General features: G+C 70.6%; 1 protein-coding gene. It reads right to left on the reverse strand.

What is annotated here, in order from left to right:
- Nucleotides 1–362 precede the first annotated feature (362 nt).
- The coding region (locus tag ACRDPS_RS21640; protein WP_431503731.1) for an FAD-dependent oxidoreductase at nucleotides 363–1525 on the reverse strand (1163 nt) is incomplete at its 5' end.

A 1525-nucleotide genomic window follows, 5' to 3' on the forward strand; every position in this document is an offset into this window, starting at 1 on the left:
GCGTCTACTTCGTCGGCCTCCCCTGGCTCTCCCGCCGCGGCTCGAGCTTCATCTGGGGCGTGTGGCACGACGCCAAGCACGTCGCCGGCCACATCGCGACGCAGCGGAGCTACACGGCGTACGACCGTCAGGCGCGCGGCTGATCCACGGCGCACAGCCGCATCGGTCGAAGGCCCGGATCCCTGATGGGGTCCGGGCCTTTCGGCGGGCCCGATCCCAACATACGACGGGGAGTTCGACAGGGGTTACCAGCGCGTAACCGGTGCAGAGCTCCCCGTCGTACGTCTTCCGACGACCACGCGAGAAAGCCCGGCGTGGAGGGGATCCCCTCCACGCCGGGCGCCAGCCGGCGGAGTTGCGCCTCAGGCCAGCTGGGTCACCTCGCGCCGGAACGGCACCTCGTCGTTGGAGGGCAGGACGGCGTCGAACTCCTCGGCCGCGCGGCGGCCGGACCAGACGGCGGCGGCGATGGTGCCGGGGCCCCAGGAGTCGCCGATGCCGCGTACGGAGGCGATCTCGCCGGCGTCGCGACGGGCGACGAGGTCGAGGTAGAGCTCCTCGCGGGGCAGACGGGCGGTCACCATGACGACGGCGTCGCAGTCGAGGTCACGCTCGAGGCCGGCATAGACGTCCTTGACCCGTACGCCGCCGGTCCCGACCGACGTGACGGCGTGGTCGGTCACCCGGGTGATGCCCTTCTCGATCAGGCGTCGCTGGATCCGGTTGATCTCGAAGGTGTTGTTGGTCCACGACGACACCTGCGAACCGGTGGTGACGATCGAGACGTCGTAGCCCTTCTGGACGAGCAGCTCTGCGACGACACCACCGAGGTAGTAGTGGTCGTCGTCGTAGACGACGACCTTCTTGCCGTCGGGCAGACGGCCGGCGAAGAGGTCGTCGGGACCGAGCACCTGCATGCCCTCGGCGATCGGCATCGCCGCCGTGTGGAAGCGCGCGACACCGTCGGTGCGCCAGGTGGCCCCGGTCGCGGTGATGACGTGCTCGAAGCCGAACTCGACGATGTCCTCACCGCTCATCGGGCTCTCGCGGTAGATCTCGACGTTGGGCAGCTCGGCGAGGACCGCCTCGCGGTACTCCGTGACCCGGCCCCACGCGGAGAGCCCCGGCAGCTTCGACTCGGCCGTGACCCGGCCACCGAGGTCGCGACCGGCCTCGGCCAGCACGACGTCATAGCCCCGCAGGCCCAGCGCACGCGCGGCCTCCAACCCGGACGGACCGGCGCCGACCACGAGGATGCGCGAGTCGCTCTCCTTGGTGCGGATCCGCTCCGGGTGCCAGCCGCGGCGCCACTCCTCCCCCATGCTCGGGTTCTGGGTGCAGCGGATCGGCGACATGGTGAGGTCGCCGGAGACGCAGATGTTGCAGCCGATGCACTCGCGGATCAGGTTGAGCCGGCCGTCGCGGATCTTGTTCGGCAGGAACGGGTCCGCGATCGACGGGCGGGCGGCGCCGATCAGGTCGAGGATGCCGGCCTTGACCTGGCGCACCATGGCGTCCGGCGAGG

It is taken from the genome of Nocardioides sp. (genome assembly GCF_050699375.1).
Taxonomy (GTDB): domain Bacteria; phylum Actinomycetota; class Actinomycetes; order Propionibacteriales; family Nocardioidaceae; genus Nocardioides.